The sequence below is a fragment of the Mycobacterium sp. IDUB_3 genome, from assembly GCF_055419585.1.
This window is the reverse complement of the sequence record NZ_JBVAXZ010000001.1, coordinates 2518365-2531993: the sequence shown is the minus strand read 5'-3', so window position 1 is coordinate 2531993 and position 13629 is coordinate 2518365. Positions and strand designations below refer to the sequence as shown.

12 protein-coding genes are annotated in these 13629 nt (G+C 66.4%); 7 read left to right on the top strand and 5 right to left on the bottom strand.

Features of this window, described 5'->3' with window-relative positions:
* The first annotated feature begins 42 nt into the window (after positions 1–42).
* Together ACZYVJ_RS11395 and ACZYVJ_RS11390 are read left to right on the top strand one after the other, a co-directional pair.
* Positions 43–933 carry a phosphoribosylaminoimidazolesuccinocarboxamide synthase gene (locus ACZYVJ_RS11395; protein ID WP_463831088.1) on the top strand — a complete coding sequence of 297 codons (891 nt, stop codon included), beginning with the start codon at positions 43–45 and terminating at the stop codon, positions 931–933.
* Positions 930–3053 carry a S9 family peptidase gene (locus ACZYVJ_RS11390; RefSeq protein ID WP_463831087.1) on the top strand — a complete coding sequence of 708 codons (2124 nt, stop codon included), beginning with the start codon at positions 930–932 and terminating at the stop codon, positions 3051–3053. Before ACZYVJ_RS11395 ends, ACZYVJ_RS11390 begins: the two co-directional genes overlap by 4 nt.
* Before the next feature lie 41 nt (positions 3054–3094).
* Here ACZYVJ_RS11390 and ACZYVJ_RS11385 read toward each other — a convergent pair whose 3' ends face one another.
* Both ACZYVJ_RS11385 and ACZYVJ_RS11380 read right to left on the bottom strand, forming a co-directional pair.
* Positions 3095–4708 carry a DHA2 family efflux MFS transporter permease subunit gene (locus ACZYVJ_RS11385; protein ID WP_463831086.1) on the bottom strand — a complete coding sequence of 538 codons (1614 nt, stop codon included), beginning with the start codon at positions 4706–4708 and terminating at the stop codon, positions 3095–3097.
* 139 nt (positions 4709–4847) lie between these two features.
* Positions 4848–6467: a DHA2 family efflux MFS transporter permease subunit gene (locus ACZYVJ_RS11380; RefSeq protein ID WP_463831085.1), complete on the bottom strand. Its 1620-nt coding sequence runs from the start codon at positions 6465–6467 to the stop codon at positions 4848–4850.
* 157 nt (positions 6468–6624) lie between these two features.
* Here ACZYVJ_RS11380 and ACZYVJ_RS11375 point away from each other — a divergent pair, with 157 nt between their 5' ends.
* Positions 6625–7329, top strand: coding sequence for a DUF2334 domain-containing protein (locus ACZYVJ_RS11375; protein WP_463831084.1), 705 nt, complete (start codon positions 6625–6627; stop codon positions 7327–7329).
* A 47-nt stretch (positions 7330–7376) separates the two neighbouring features.
* Positions 7377–9044, top strand: a complete 1668-nt coding sequence (locus ACZYVJ_RS11370) for an FAD-binding dehydrogenase (protein ID WP_463831083.1) — start codon at positions 7377–7379, stop codon at positions 9042–9044.
* A gap of 22 nt (positions 9045–9066) precedes the next feature.
* Here ACZYVJ_RS11370 and ACZYVJ_RS11365 read toward each other — a convergent pair whose 3' ends face one another.
* Positions 9067–9705, bottom strand: a complete 639-nt coding sequence (locus ACZYVJ_RS11365; RefSeq protein WP_463831082.1) for an MBL fold metallo-hydrolase — start codon at positions 9703–9705, stop codon at positions 9067–9069.
* Between ACZYVJ_RS11365 and ACZYVJ_RS11360 the strand changes: the two genes are divergently transcribed.
* The 3 genes from ACZYVJ_RS11360 to purQ all read left to right on the top strand — a co-directional run bounded on the left by ACZYVJ_RS11360 (position 9682) and on the right by purQ (position 11389).
* Complete coding sequence (locus ACZYVJ_RS11360) at positions 9682–10416, top strand: ATPase (RefSeq protein WP_463831081.1); 735 nt, start codon at positions 9682–9684, stop codon at positions 10414–10416. The genes ACZYVJ_RS11365 and ACZYVJ_RS11360 overlap by 24 nt on opposite strands.
* A gap of 62 nt (positions 10417–10478) precedes the next feature.
* The gene (gene purS / locus ACZYVJ_RS11355; protein WP_044487430.1) at positions 10479–10718 is read left to right on the top strand and encodes a phosphoribosylformylglycinamidine synthase subunit PurS; all 240 of its coding nucleotides are present in this window, start codon (positions 10479–10481) and stop codon (positions 10716–10718) included.
* Positions 10715–11389 (top strand): phosphoribosylformylglycinamidine synthase subunit PurQ, encoded by a 675-nt coding sequence (purQ, locus tag ACZYVJ_RS11350; RefSeq protein ID WP_463831080.1) that lies wholly within the window; start codon positions 10715–10717, stop codon positions 11387–11389. Before purS ends, purQ begins: the two co-directional genes overlap by 4 nt.
* Here the strand turns inward: purQ and ACZYVJ_RS11345 are convergent.
* Positions 11356–12771 carry a WS/DGAT/MGAT family O-acyltransferase gene (locus ACZYVJ_RS11345; RefSeq protein ID WP_463831079.1) on the bottom strand — a complete coding sequence of 472 codons (1416 nt, stop codon included), beginning with the start codon at positions 12769–12771 and terminating at the stop codon, positions 11356–11358. The genes purQ and ACZYVJ_RS11345 overlap by 34 nt on opposite strands.
* Before the next feature lie 27 nt (positions 12772–12798).
* Complete coding sequence (locus ACZYVJ_RS11340; protein WP_463831078.1) at positions 12799–13614, bottom strand: lysophospholipid acyltransferase family protein; 816 nt, start codon at positions 13612–13614, stop codon at positions 12799–12801.
* Positions 13615–13629: the final 15 nt, after the last annotated feature.

Genomic DNA, 13629 nt, shown 5'->3' with positions numbered 1-13629 from the left:
CCAGCACAAAGCCCGTTTGCAGGTGCCCGATAGGCTGACCGGATGCCTGCACTGTCCGACTACCAGCACCTGGCCAGCGGCAAGGTCCGCGAGCTGTACCGGGTCGACGACGAGCACCTGCTGCTCGTCGCCACCGACCGGATCTCGGCGTACGACTTCGTCCTGGACAGCACCATCCCGGACAAGGGCCGCATCCTCACCGCGATGAGCGTGTTCTTCTTCGGTCTCGTCGACGCCCCCAACCATCTGGCCGGGCCGCCCGACGACCCACGCATCCCCGACGAGGTCCTGGGCCGCGCGCTGGTAGTGCGTCAACTGGAGATGGTTCCGGTGGAATGCGTGGCGCGAGGCTACCTGACCGGCTCGGGATTGCTGGACTACCAGGCGACCGGAACGGTCTGCGGCATCAGGCTGCCGCCGGGACTGGTCGAAGCCAGCAGATTCGCCGAACCGCTGTTCACCCCAGCGACGAAAGCCGCACGGGGCGACCACGACGAGAACATCCCCTTCGCCCGGGTCATCGAGATGGTCGGTGCCGTGCCGGCCAACCAACTGCGCGACCGCACCTTACAGATCTACGTGCAGGCCGCCGATCACGCGCTCCGGAAGGGAATCATCATCGCGGACACCAAATTCGAGTTCGGCACCGACCGCGACGGCAACCTGCTACTCGCCGACGAAATCTTCACACCGGATTCGTCGCGGTACTGGCCGGCCGACGAGTACCAGGTCGGCGTCGTCCAGAACAGCTTCGACAAACAGTTCGTCCGCAACTGGCTGACCGGGCCCGAGTCGGGGTGGGACCGCCACGGATCAAAACCCCCGCCGCCACTGCCGGAGCACATCATCGCTGCCACCCGCGGCCGCTATATCGAGGCGTACGAACGCATTTCCGGCCTGAGCTTCAACGACTGGATCGGCCCCGGCGCATGACCGAAACGCACCTGGACGGGTCGGTGCCCCCTGTCGCCAAGCGGGTGGAGACTCGGCGTGAGCATCACGGCGACGTCTTCGTCGACCCGTACGAGTGGCTGCGCGAAAAGACCAACCCCGAAGTCATCGCCTACCTCGAGGCGGAGAACGCCTACGTCGATCAGATGACCGCCCACCTGGAACCGCTGCGGCAGCAGATTTTCGACGAGATCAAGGCGCGCACCAAGGAGACGGATCTGTCGGTGCCCACCCGGCAGGGCGAGTGGTGGTACTACGCGCGTACCTACGAGGGTAAGCAATACCGAGTCCAATGCCGTTGTCCTATCAGCGGTCCCGACGACTGGGACCCGGCGACCCTGGACGAGAACACCGAGATACCGGGCGAGCAGATCCTGCTCGATTCCAATGCCGAGGCCGAGGGTCACGAGTTCTTCTCCCTGGGGGCCGCGACGGTGAGCCTCGACGGAAACCTGCTGGCGTACTCGGTCGACACCCTCGGTGACGAGCGTTACACGTTGCGTTTCAAGGACTTACGCACCGGCGAGCTGTTCGAAGACGAGATCGCCGATATCGGTGCCGGTGCGACCTGGGCCGCCGACAACCGCACCGTGTACTACCTGACCCTGGACGACGCGCACCGCCCCGACAAAGTGTGGCGGTATCGGGTGGGCTCCGGCGAAGAGAGTGAGCTGGTCTATCACGAAGAGGACGAAAAGTATTGGCTCGGTGTGGGACTCACCCGCAGCGAGGCCTACGTCTTCATCGCCTCGGGATCCTCGATCACCTCCGAGTACCGCTACGCCGACGCCGCCGAACCGCAAGCACAGTTCACCGTCGTGCTGCCCCGCCGCGAGGGCGTCGAGTACGCGGTCGAGCACGCGGTCATCGGCGGCCAGGACCGGTTCTTGATCCTGCACAACGACGGCGCGGTCAACTTCACCCTCACCGAGGCGCCGGTCAGCGATCCAACCCAGCAGCGCACCCTGATCCCGCACCGCGACGACGTCCGACTCGACGCGGTCGATGCTTTCGCCGGCCTCCTGGTCGTCAGCTACCGGCGCGAGGCGCTGCCCCGGATGCAGCTGTGGCCCATCAACGCCGACGGCACATATGCCCAGCCCGAAGAGATTTCGTTCGACTCCGAGCTGATGACGGCGGGCCCGGCCGGCAACCCCAACTGGGGGGCGCCCAAACTGCGGATCAGGGCGGGATCGCTGGTCGTTCCGGCGCGGGTCTACGACATCGACCTCGCCACCGGCGAGCGCACCTTACTGCGCGAGCAGCCAGTACTCGGCGATTACCAGCCCGAGGATTACGTGGAACGGCGTGACTGGGCTGTCGCCGACGACGGCACCCGGATCCCGGTGTCCATCGTGCACCGCGCAGACATCGAGTTTCCGGCGCCCGCATTGCTTTACGGCTACGGCGCCTATGAACTGTGCACGGACCCGAGCTTCTCCATCGCCCGATTGTCGTTGCTGGACCGCGGCATGGTGTTCGCCATCGCCCACGTGCGTGGTGGCGGTGAGATGGGCCGGCTGTGGTACGAGCACGGCAAGCTGTTGGAGAAGAGGAACACGTTCACCGACTTCGTCGCGGTGGCACGGCATTTGGTGGAGTCCGGCGTCACCCGGCCGCGACAGCTGGTGGCGCTGGGGGGTAGCGCCGGCGGATTGCTGATGGGCGCGGTGGCCAACCTGGCGCCGGAGCTCTTCGCCGGAATTCTCGCGCAGGTTCCGTTCGTCGACCCGCTGACCACCATCTTGGATCCCTCCTTGCCGCTGACCGTCACCGAGTGGGACGAATGGGGAAATCCTCTGGCGGACAAGGATGTCTACTCCTACATGAAGTCCTACTCGCCGTACGAGAATGTCGAGGCCAAGCGGTATCCGGCGATTTTGGCTATGACGTCGCTGAATGATACGAGGGTCTACTACGTGGAACCGGCCAAGTGGGTCGCCGCGCTGCGCCATGCCAATGGCGACGGTAGTCCGGTCCTGTTGAAGACCCAGATGAACGCCGGGCACGGTGGCGTCAGCGGCCGCTACAAGGGCTGGGAGGAGGCCGCCTTCCAATACGCGTGGTTGCTGGCGGCGGCCGGGGCCCAGTCGTCGACGTAGGCATTCCTGGCCGGCCAACGGCCCGCCGCGGGGTGCCGGCGCTACTCGCTGACCGGTGGGGTCGGCGGCTTCTTCGGCAAGAACGATGCCGGGATGATGGTGAACGCCACCAGCACGACGGCCAGCACGAACACCGCCGTGTAGGCGTGTGCCAGGTGGTGCGACACGTGGCTGGCCAGATCGGGGGCAAGCGGCTGTCTCGGGACGGCTGACGGATCGGCCGGCAGGCCCTGCTGACCGGCGCCCGCGCGCGCCCCGCCCATCTCGTTCGCCGCCATCAGGGCCTCGTTGCGGTTGAACCCATTGGTCAGGATCACCGCCATGAGCGCGGCCCCAATCGACCCGCCAACCTGCTGGTTCACGCTGATCAGCGTCGTACCGCGGGCAATCTGATGCGGGGCCAGCGCCTGCATGAGCGCCGCGGAGAGCGGCGTGGTGGTGAGGCCGATACCCAGCCCCATGATCGCCAGCCCGGTCGCCAAGACCGGGGAATACGCGGCCTGCCTGGCGACGCCGTAGGTGAAGACACCCAACCCCAGTGCCATGAGCGGCAGCCCGATCAGCACGATGTTGCCGGGCCCGCGCTTGTCCATGAAGGCTCCGCCGAGCGGCATGGTCAGAACGGCGCCGATCCCGATCGGCAGCATGTGCATACCGGACTGCATCGGCGTCTCGTGGCCGACGATCTGGAAGAAGCTCGGCACCAGCAGGCCGGTGCCGACCGAGGCGGCGCCGAACACCAGGAGCGTCACGTTGACCTGCGTGACCACCGGGTTTCGGAACAATCGCAGGTCGATCAGGGGGTGATCGGTGCGATACCAGGCGTGCAGGATGAACGCGGCGATCAGGGCCAGGCCGAGGAGGGCCGGGACCAATACGTAGCGGTCGGCAATCGTGTGCCGACCCGGGATGGAACACACTCCGCACAAAAAGATCGCCACGCCGGGCGACAGGAGCAGCGCACCGGTGATGTCGAGCGCCTCCGACGGGGCGGAGCGATCCTTCGGGAACATGATCGCCGCGAGGACGAAGGCGATCAGCCCGATAGGCAGGTTGATCAGGAAGATCCACTTCCAGCCGTAGGCGCCGATCAGCCAGCCGCCCAGGATGGGTCCGCCGATGGGGCCCAACAGAATCGGGATTCCGCCGACCGCCATCAGGCGGCCGACCCGCTTCGGTCCCGCCTCGCGCGTCAGGATCACGAAGGTCAGCGGCAACAGCATGCCGCCGCCGATGCCCTGAACTACCCGAAACAGGATGAGCAGCAATATGTTCGGCGCGATCGCGCACAGCAGCGATCCCAGCGTGAAGATCAGCACCGAACCCATGAAGAGGCGTTTGGTGCCGAACCGATCCGCCGCCCAGCCGGTAATCGGGATCACGGTGGCGAACGCGAGCATGTAGCCGGCGATCGTCCACGAGACGATGGCCTGGGTGGACCCGAACTGGGCGATGAAGGTGCGCTGCGCGACGGCGACGACGGTGCTGTCCAGCACCGCCATGATGCAGGCCAGCCCACACACCCCTGCGATCCGGAACAGCGCCGCGTCCAGCTTGTCGGGGTACTCGTCTGAGCGCAGCGCCGATCCCGGGGCGGTAGGCAACGGGACACTCAACGCTGCGGAGCGGGTCTTCTGCATGGCGCCGCTGAGCATATCCACAGGGTTGCCCCGGCTGAAGGGTTTTTACTCGTATTCGCTATTCGCACAGGTGTAATTCGCGCGGCGGAGATTGTGACTTGCATCATTGCTAAACCGACAAACGGCCTGGTCGCGCGGTTACCGGGCGATTATGTTATTCGCCGGCCGTTTCGCTTGCCGGCTTTTTCGGCAAAAACGACGCAGGAATGAAGGTGCACACCACAAGCACGACGGCAATCACAAATACCGCTGTATAGGCATGCGAAAGATCGTGCACCACACTGCTCAGAAAGCCGGGCTCAAGCGACTGCTGGGGTATCGCCGACTGATCGACCGGCACCCCGTCCACCGCCGCCTTCTGATGCAGGGCGGCGACCTTGTTTGCTGCGACGATGTTGGGGCTCCGATTGAACTGGTTTGTCAGGATCATCGACATCAGCGCGGTTCCCATCGAGCCGCCCACCTGGTGACTGACGCTCATCAGCGTCGTTCCCCGAGCGATCTGATGGGGCGCCAGCGCCTGCACGGAGGCGACCGACAGCGGCATCATCGTGCAGCCCATGCCCAGGCCCATGACCGCCAGTCCGACCAGAAGGATGGGCAGGTAGTGGGCCTGGGTGGCCACCCCGAAGGCGAAGGCGCTCAGGCCGGCGGTGATCAGCGCGATGCCGATCAGCACGATCTTGCCGGGGCCCTGCCGGTCCACCAGCGGCCCGGTGAGCCGCATGGTCAGCATCGCGCCCAGCCCCTGAGGAATCATGTGCACGCCCGCCTGCATCGGCGTCTGGTGCTGCACCTGCTGGAAATAGCTCGGGAGCAGCAGGCCGGCGCCGAAAAATGCGCCGGCGAACACCAGCATCGTCACGTTGGCGTGCGTGAGCACGGGGTTGCGGAACAGCCGCAGGTCTATCAGCGGATGGTCGGCGTGATGCCACGCGTGCGCGACGAAACCCCCGATCAGTGAAAGGCCGATCACCGCCGGTATCACCACGTGGCGGTCGGCAACGGTGCCGCGGCCCGGGATGGAGGACACCGCGAACAAAAACATCGCCAGGCCCGGCGAGAGCAGCAGCACGCCGACGGCGTCGAAGGTCTCTGACCGGGCCGGATGATCCCGCGGAAAGATGAGGGAGGCCAGCGCGATGGTGAGAAACCCGATCGGCACATTGATCAGAAATATCCACCGCCAGCTCGAGGTGTCGATCAGCCAGCCGCCCAGGATCGGCCCGCCGATCGGCGCGAGCAGCATCGGGATGCTCAGAATAGACATCAGGCGCCCCAGCCGACCCGGGCCCGCTTCGCGGGTCAAGATCATGAATCCCAACGGGAGCAGCATGCCACCGCCGATTCCCTGCACCACGCGAAACGCAATGAGCTGCACGATGTTTGCGGCAATCGCACAGAGCAGCGAGCCCAACATGAACGCCACCACAGAACCCATGAAGAGCCGTTTGGTGCCGAACCGGTCCGCAGCCCACCCGGTTATCGGGATCACGGTCGCCAAAGCGAGGGTGTAGCCGGTCATCGTCCAGGCCACAACGGCCTGCGAGGACGCGAATTGGTCGATGAAGGTGCGTTGCGCGACGCTGACGACCGTGACGTCCAGGATCGCCATCACGGTGGCCAAGATGCACACACCGGAGATCCGCAACAGCGCGGCATCGAGCTTGTCGGGATATTCCCGTTCCTCGACGCCCGGCTGCCCGGTGTGGGCGTGGGGCAGCGGCTTTTTGGCCGCTGCGTACGAGGCCTCATCCATGGCGTTGCTTAGCATATCGAATTGATCGCTCCGGCTGACGCGCGCGGCGGTTGTGGTCTGTGCAGGGCCTGACAGCCGCCGAAATCAGTTATCGCGCTAGGGCGAGTGCATATACGCCTGCTGTCTGCGTGTCCTTCACCATTCCGACACTTGGGATCGGCAAACTGCTGGTGTGTCTGGAAAATTGATCGTCTCGGTCTCGGGGATCGGTGAACGCACCCTTCCCGACGTCGAGGCGTTCTGCGCGAAAATGGATGCCCGCCAAGTACCGGTGTCGTTGCTGGTGGCTCCCCGCCTGTCCGGTGACTACCGGCTCGACCACGACAAGCAAACCGTCGAATGGCTGACCACCCGTCGCGCCGGTGGCGACGCGATCGTGCTGCACGGCTACGACGACGCCGCCACCAAGAAACGTCGCGGCGAATTCGCGATCCTGCGGGCGCACGAGGCCAATCTGCGATTGATGGCCGCCGACCGCGTGCTCGAGCACCTCGGGCTGCGTACCCGGCTGTTCGCCGCGCCCGGCTGGGTGGTGTCACCTGGCGTTGTCAAAGCATTGCCGGACAACGGATTCCGCTTGCTGGCCGATCTGCATGGGATCACCGATCTGGTCCGCCACACCACCGTCCGTGCACGCGTCCTCGGCATCGGCGAAGGCTTCCTCACCGAGCCGTGGTGGTGCCGGATGGTGGTGCTGTCGGCCGAGCGGATCGCTCGCCGCGGCGGCGTCGTGCGGGTTGCGGTCGCGGCTCGTCACCTGCGCAAGCCCGGGCCGCTACAGGCCATGGTGGACGCGGTCGACCTGGCCTTGATGCACGCATGCACACCCACCGTGTATCGCTGGGAATCGGCCAAAGCGGTGCTCGACGCCGCCTGACGAAGCGACTGTCTGACCTGCTCGTCGGGGCACTACCCTGGTCCGACATGAGCGATTCTTCGGTTGCGGCGTTCGACGCTGATGCCATCGTCGTCGGGGCGGGCCTGGCCGGCCTGGTCGCCGCGTGCGAACTGGTGGATCGCGGGTTGCGGGTACTCATCGTCGATCAGGAGAACAGCGCCAACCTGGGCGGGCAAGCCTTCTGGTCCTTCGGCGGCCTGTTCTTCGTCGACAGCCCGGAGCAGCGCCGGTTGGGTATCCGCGACAGCCATGAACTCGCGTTGCAGGACTGGCTCGGCACGGCGGCCTTCGACCGTCCCGAGGACTACTGGCCACGCCAATGGGCGCACGCCTACGTCGATTTCGCCGCAGGGGAGAAACGCAGCTGGCTGCGGTCGCGGGGGCTCAAGCTCTTCCCGCTGGTGGGCTGGGCCGAGCGCGGCGGTTATGACGCACAGGGACATGGCAATTCGGTTCCCCGCTTCCACATCACCTGGGGCACCGGGCCCGCGCTGGTCGAGATCTTCGCCCGTCAACTGCGCGACCGCTCATCGGTACGGTTTATGCACCGCCACCAGGTCGACGAGCTGATTCTCGAGGGCGGGGTGGTGACCGGCGTCCGGGGCACCGTGCTGGAGTCCTCGGCCACGCCCAGGGGAGTCGCGTCCTCGCGGAAATCGGTAGGGCAGTTCGAATTTCGTGCTGACGCGGTGATCGTGACGAGCGGCGGCATCGGCGCCAATCATGAGCTGGTGCGCAAGAACTGGCCGAAGCGCATGGGCCGCGTTCCCGAGCAACTGCTGAGCGGGGTGCCGGCCCACGTCGACGGCCGGATGATCGCCATCTCGCAGCGGGCCGGCGCGCGAGTGATCAACCCCGACCGGATGTGGCACTACACCGAGGGCATCACCAACTACGACCCGATCTGGCCGCTGCACGGGATCCGGATCATTCCGGGTCCGTCGTCGCTGTGGCTGGACGCGAGCGGCAGGCGGTTGCCGGTCCCGCTCTACCCCGGATTCGACACGCTGGGGACCTTGGAGCACATCACAAAATCCGGGTTCGACTACACCTGGTTTGTGTTGAACGCCAAGATCATTGAGAAGGAGTTCGCGCTGTCCGGGCAGGAGCAGAATCCCGACCTGACCGGCCAGAGCGTCCGCGAGCTGCTGCGAAACCGGGCGCGTTCCGGGCCGCCTGGGCCGGTGCAGGCGTTTGTCGACCGGGGTGTGGACTTCGTCAGCGCGAACTCGTTGCGCGACCTGGTGACCGCGATGAACAAGCTGCCCGACGTGCAGCCGCTGGACTACGCGACGGTGGAGTCCGAGGTCACCGCCCGGGATCGGGAGGTGGCCAACAAGTTCAGCAAGGACGGGCAGATCACGGCGATACACGGCGCGCGTAATTATCTGGGCGACCGGTTGGGCCGGGTGGTGGCGCCGCACCGGCTCACCGATCCGAAGGCGGGACCGATGATCGCGGTCAAGCTGCACATCCTGACCAGAAAAACGTTGGGCGGCATTGAAACCGACCTTGCCTCACGGGTATTGAAGGCCGACGGCACGCCGCTGAGCGGTCTGTACGCCGCCGGCGAGGTGGCCGGGTTCGGCGGTGGCGGCGTGCACGGCTACCGTGCCCTGGAGGGCACCTTTCTGGGCGGCTGCATCTTTTCCGGCCGCGCCGCCGGACGCGGCGCCGCCGACGACATCATTTAGCCGGGGGCGAGGCCAACCGGCGTTAGAACGTGACGGCGTCTTCCTCGGGCAGCACCTGGAAGTCGGTGCTGGTCATCTCGGTCAGGCGTCCGTAGTAGATGCCGCGGGCATCCGGGGCGATGATCCCCTGGTGAATGGGAACGGCGCGCTCCGGAGCCACGGCACGCAGGTAATCGACGGCCTCGGACACCTTCATCCACGGCGCGGCGGCCGGAGTGGCCAAGACGTCCACCGGCTCGTCGGGCACGAAGAGCGCGTCACCGGGATGCATCAGCCGGGCGCGATGGTCGGCATCGCCCACCAGAAACGAAATGTTCTCTATCACAGGGATTTCCGGGTGGATGACAGCGTGTTTGCCGCCGACCGCGCGAACCGTCAGTTCACCGATGTGCAGCTCGTCGCCAACGTGGACCTCGCGGCAGGGTTCGCCCAGTTGCGCGGTGGTCTGCGGATCCGCGTAGAGCGCCGCATCCGGGTTACCCTCGAGCAATGCCGGCAGCCGTTTGGTGTCGACATGGTCGGGATGCTGATGGGTGATCAAGATGGCGGTCAAGCCGGTGATTCCCTCGAATCCGTGTGCGAAGGTACCGGGGTCAAAGAGCACGCGGGCGTGGTCGAATTCGGCAAGTAGGCACGAATGGCCGAAATGCGTCAGTTGCATATCTACGATTGTGCCTTGATGGACAAGCTGCCGATCCGCGTGATCCTGGCCACGATGCTGGTCGCCGGCAGTTTCGCAGTTGCTCTGATCGTCGTTGTTCCTGCGCACGCCGAGCCGGAGACTTGCCCGGGGCTGTGCGACCGGATCCCGAACACCGCGTGGATCGATCAGCACGCCGTCCCGCTGGACTCCGTGTACCACTGGCCCTCCCTGCCCGGCCAGGCCGCGCAGACGACCGGTTCGGCGCCCGGTCCTCGGTTCCGGTTCGAGGAGCTGTGCGCCGCGCCGGCGATACCCCAGGATCCCCGCGACTCGGCCGTCGCGGCCCGCGCGACGCTGCAGCATCCGGACGGACAGTGGCAACTGCAGGCCCAGGTCCTGCACTGGCGCGGTGACACCTCCCACGGTGGCGCGACCGCGACCACGGCGTTCAGCAACGCCGTCATCGCGCTGCGGGCCTGCCAGCAGCGTGCACCGCAGGAGTCGCCGTCGCTGACCAGCGACGAATCGACTCGGATGGCCGCCGTGATCAGCGGCCCGGTGGTCATGCACACCTATCTGTTCGCCCACCCGGCCAGCAGCACGATCAGCGAGGTCACGCTCTGGTCGACGGCCCCGCCGCAGACGGCTTGGCCCGCGATGGCGGACGATCCGGTGCTCAATGCCATGAGCGCACCCCTGTGCGAGGCCTACATTGGCTCGTGCCTGTAACCCCGAGCTGCGCTTTCGCCGGTAGAGTTGGCGCCGAAAACGCCAACTGAGGAGGAGCGCCGGTGGCCCGGGTGATCGTGAGCGTGATGCCCAAAGCGGAGATTCTCGACCCGCAAGGTCAAGCGATTGTGGGTGCGCTGGGTCGCCTCGGACATCCGGGAATCTCAGAAGTTCGGCAAGGCAAGCGCTTTGAGCTCGAAGTGGACGACAGTGTCGACGATTCGGCGCTCGCCGAGATTGCGGAATCGCTGCTGGCGAACACCGTGATCGAAGACTGGACGATCAGCCGGGAGACGCAGTGACGGCACGCATCGGGATCATCACCTTCCCCGGCACACTCGACGACGTGGACGCCGCCCGCGCGGCGCGGCGGGTCGGCGCCGAGGCGGTGAACCTGTGGCATGCCGACGCCGATCTGCGAAGCGTGGACGCCGTGGTGGTGCCCGGCGGCTTCTCCTACGGCGACTACCTGCGAGCCGGTGCGATCGCCAGGTTCGCCCCGGTGATGGCCGAGGTGGTGGAGGCCGCTCGGCGCGGCATGCCAGTGTTGGGCATCTGCAACGGTTTTCAGGTGCTCTGCGAGGCTGGACTGCTGCCCGGGGCGCTGACGCGCAACGTGGGTCTGCACTTCATCTGCCGCGACGTGTGGCTGCGGGTGGCCTCGACGTCGACGGCGTGGACGTCGCGATTCGAGCCCGACGCCGATCTGCTGGTCCCGCTGAAGTCCGGTGAGGGACGCTACGTGGCGCCGACCGAGGTGATCGAAGAGCTCGAGGGCGAGGGGCGGGTGGTGTTCCGGTACCACGAGAACGCCAACGGGTCGCTGCACGACATCGCCGGGGTCAGTTCCGCCAACGGCCGCGTGGTTGGCCTCATGCCGCATCCGGAGCACGCCATCGAGGCACTGACCGGGCCTTCCGACGACGGCCTGGGCCTGTTCTATTCGGTGCTGGACGGCGTGCTCGCCGGCTGAGCGGAAACGCCTGCGGCATCGCGCAATTCGGCGAATGACGCCGCGATGGCATCCGTCGCCTCGTGCGGGTCGTTGAACGTGCAGTCGTCGGTGAGCACGGCCACGCCGAGTCGGTCCACGTAACTCCACACGGTGATGTTGACCGGGGCGCCGGGCGACAGCACACCGGTGGAATAGATCTCGCTGACCGCCGCGCCGCCGAAGTGCCCGCGCTCGCGCGGCCCCACCACACTGGACACCGCGACGTTCATCAGCTTGTTCGGCGCGTCGCGCAGGCCCAGCCACCGGAATGCGGCGGGTGCGAAGGCGGTCGGGAGGTAGGCCATCATTTTCCCGTAGAGCTCCGGCCCGAGGACCTCGTGGTCTTCCTTGGCGATCTTGGTGGCCAGGGCGACCAGCCGGGTCCGCTCCATGGGGTCGGCGATATGGACCGGCAGCGAGATCATCAGCCCGCTGATCTCATTGCCGGTGATGCGGTCCGACTTGTCGGTGGCCGTCGGCACCGAGGCGATGATCGGGCGCTCGGCCGCGCCGTCATACGCCAGCAACAGTGTCCGCAGTCCGCCGGCCGCCATCGCCAGCACCACGTCGTTCACCGTGACGCCCAACGCCTTTGCCGTCGCCTTCACCTCCGGCAGCGACAACGACGTGCTGGCGAACCAGCGCCGCGGCGAGACGACATGGTTGAGAAACGTCGGCGGTGCGTCGAATGCGTCGGCCAGGTCGGGGTGAGCCCCGCGCTCTCTGGACCGGCGGCGCACCCGCATCATGCCGACGGCCGCATCCTTGAGCAGCCCCGGCAGTTCACCGATCTGCCGGACGTGGTCGCGCGCCGCCGCACGCAACAGGTCGGCATTGGACGTGGTGACGCCGGCCTCGTCGTTGTCGCGCTCGTCGGTGGGCCCGTCGCGCAGATCCATCGCGCGGGCCAGCAGGTTGACCGACGCGATACCGTCGGCCAGCGCGTGGTGAACCTTGCCGATCAACGCGAATCGGCCCCCGGCCAGCCCCTCGGCGAAGTGGAACTCCCACAGCGGGCGACTGCGGTCCAGCGGAGTGGACGCCACTTCGCCGATCACCCGATCGAGCTCGCGCCGGCCACCCGGCGCGGGCACCCGTACCCGCCGCAGGTGGTAGTCCAGGTCGACGTCGCAGTTCTCCTGCCACATGGGGTGATGCAAATGCCAGGGAATGTCAACGAGCTTGTAGCGCAACGGTTCTAGCAGATGGAGCCGGCGGCGCACATGGCGCCGGAACACCTCGAAACCGAATTCGCCGTCGAAGTCGGCGGGGTCGATGATGGCCACCTTCAGCGTGTGCGTGTGTAGGTTGGGCGTCTCGCTGTAGAGCAGCATCGCGTCCATGCCGTTGAGTCTTTTCACACGCCACCTCCAGCGGCCCGGGCGCCGTCAGCCCAGGATCGGGAACCGGCGCTCACCGGCGAGCCGCTGCAGCGCGGCTTCCATGACGGCGCGTACGTGGGCGTCGACCTCGTCGACGTCGGGGTCATTGCCGAAGCGGGCGGTGATGTCGATCGGCTCGAGGACCTCGGTGACGACCTTTGCCGGCAGCGGCACATTGGGCGGGAAGATCACGCTCAGCCCGAACGGGAACCCGACGCTGATCGGCAGGATGTCCATCCGCGCCTTGGTCAACCCCAACTTGCGGGCCAGCCAGTTGCCCCGGGTCAGGAACAGCTGGGTCTCCTGGGCGCCGATGGAGACGGTCGGCACGATGGGCACACCGGCTTCGATGGCGGTCCGCACGTAGCCGGTGCGGCCATTGAAGTCGATCGTGTTCGCACTGAAGGTCGGCCGATAGGAGTCGTAGTCGCCACCCGGGAACACGAGTACCACCGCGCCGGAATGCAGGGCGGTGGCGGCGTTTTCCCGGCTGGCCTCGATGACCCCGAGCCGGCGTAGCCAGCCATCCAATGGGCCGATGAACAGGCCGTAGTGGGCCAGTGTGTAGACCGGTCGGTCGTAGCCGAAGTGTTCGTAGAAGGCGGGCGAGAAAATCAACACGTCCGGGGTCAGCATGCCGCCCGAGTGGTTCGACACCACCAAGGCGCCGCCCGAGGGCGGGACGTTCTCGATGTTTCGGACCTCGGCGCGGTAATACCGTTTGATGGCCGGCCCGAGCACTTTGGCGACCTGTTCGGTGAAGGCCGGATCCCATTTGGCGGTTTCGTGGTTGTCGGCCGCGTCCACACCGTTGCCCGTCATGGCTCCCCGCTGTCT

Bases quoted from the DNA above. Each gene is read 5' to 3' on its own strand.
- ACZYVJ_RS11395 (WP_463831088.1), top strand. From the start codon at position 43: ATGCCTGCACTGTCCGACTACCAGCACCTGGCCAGCGGCAAGGTCCGC.
- ACZYVJ_RS11390 (WP_463831087.1), top strand. From the start codon at position 930: ATGACCGAAACGCACCTGGACGGGTCGGTGCCCCCTGTCGCCAAGCGG.
- ACZYVJ_RS11385 (WP_463831086.1), bottom strand. From the start codon at position 4,708: ATGCTCAGCGGCGCCATGCAGAAGACCCGCTCCGCAGCGTTGAGTGTC.
- ACZYVJ_RS11380 (WP_463831085.1), bottom strand. From the start codon at position 6,467: ATGCTAAGCAACGCCATGGATGAGGCCTCGTACGCAGCGGCCAAAAAG.
- ACZYVJ_RS11370 (WP_463831083.1), top strand. From the start codon at position 7,377: ATGAGCGATTCTTCGGTTGCGGCGTTCGACGCTGATGCCATCGTCGTC.
- ACZYVJ_RS11360 (WP_463831081.1), top strand. From the start codon at position 9,682: ATGGCCGAAATGCGTCAGTTGCATATCTACGATTGTGCCTTGATGGAC.
- ACZYVJ_RS11365 (WP_463831082.1), bottom strand. From the start codon at position 9,705: ATGCAACTGACGCATTTCGGCCATTCGTGCCTACTTGCCGAATTCGAC.
- ACZYVJ_RS11340 (WP_463831078.1), bottom strand. From the start codon at position 13,614: ATGACGGGCAACGGTGTGGACGCGGCCGACAACCACGAAACCGCCAAA.